Raw genomic sequence first — 1,453 nt, forward strand, 5'->3', positions numbered from 1 at the left:
GGACAAATGGTATATCAAGATTTAAATATTGCAGACGGGCAGTTGACACAGTACCGAAATGGTATGAAAGCTTCTCCAGCATATATACAAGATTCAAGTGGTGGGAAAATTAGTATAAATCGCTCGATTAATACGAATCCAAATCAATTGGTAGGAAATCAAAATCCAAGACCAATACAACAAAAACCAGTGATAAGTGAACCACCACTTACTGTGAGTCATAAGGTAGACAATGGCCACTTCTATATGTCTGACTTAGATCAAGGTGGATATAAGAATGTACAAATGGTCGTAGAAAGAGACCGTAGTTATATGGTGGCTACCACAACAGAAGGTACAGTTTCACGTATCTCACCATTTGGAAAAGGAGATACACGTTTACAAACAAACCAAAGAATTGAAAGAAATTGTGAAGTAAAAGATAGCAGTATTAAACCAAAAGAAGAAATTTTGGTTACACATACACAGGACGAAGTAGTACGTGCAGAGACACAACTGAATTTATCAGAACATGACCCGCAAAATCTGATTCCATTTGCACCAAACCCGCGTTTAGCACAGCGAAAAAGACGAAATGATGAGCATGGAAAGTATGGTGTGACAAGTCTATGAGTCAGAACCCAAACGATCCAAATGAACAGAAAAAAAGCAATCCCTTAAAAGATGTAGCGTCTCACTTTATCAAGAAAAAAGGGATGCAAGCTGGCGGGAAAATGGCAAAATTGGCAGGAAAAGCAGGAAAGGCGGCAGCGAAAGCTGCTGCCAAACTGCTAAAAAAGGCAACGCTTAAAATTGTAGGGTCAATATTAGCCGCGGTTGGATTACCTGCAGCTATCATTATGTCGCTGATTATTGTGGTGTGTGTCATTTTAGCATCTCTTGTACCGTTTACAAAAGATGAAAGTAAAACAGAAGAACAAGTGAAAAAGTATATGGAAGTAGCGATGGCTTTAAATGTGGATTGGAAAGAGGTTGTCGCTTTTGACATGGCGCGTTATGATAATGACCTCACCGGTAAAGATCCACATGATGCCATTTCATATTTTTTGGATATCCAATATGAAGAATATACGGAAAAAGAGGTATGTGAGGCGGGACCAAACGGTCCTTGTGAAAAAAAGAAAAAGGAGATGCAAAAAACAAAATCTGAGAGTTACTCCGGACCAGATGTAAAAAAGATTTTAGGAGATACAGATTTTAAGAAAAAAATAGATGAGATTAATGCTAGTGGTAGTAAAAAGGTGACAACCTCTTCTCATGGGCTAGAGAAAGCGATGGAACTTGCAAAATTTAGTGAGAGTCAAAAAGATCGCGCGCGTGAGATAGTAGCTGCAGGGATGTTAGAGGGAATGTATGGACATCTAGCCCCAACTGGTGGATTTATCGGGGGCATGTGCGTAGGTTCTGTTAGTCCTGGTGGAGAGCCTGTTAATATCAATGAAAAAGTAACAGG

At 39.4% G+C, this 1,453-nt stretch carries 2 pseudogenes; both read left to right on the plus strand.

Features of this window, described 5'->3' with window-relative positions:
• Nucleotides 1–612: pseudogene (locus tag MR155_RS31100) on the plus strand (hypothetical protein); the annotation flags it as partial.
• Nucleotides 609–1,453, plus strand: a pseudogene (locus tag MR155_RS31105) (lysozyme family protein); the annotation flags it as partial. The pseudogenes MR155_RS31100 and MR155_RS31105, both read left to right, overlap by 4 nt.

The sequence above is a fragment of the Bacillus cereus group sp. BfR-BA-01331 genome (genome assembly GCF_022663915.1).
Lineage (GTDB): Bacteria > Bacillota > Bacilli > Bacillales > Bacillaceae_G > Bacillus_A > Bacillus_A mycoides.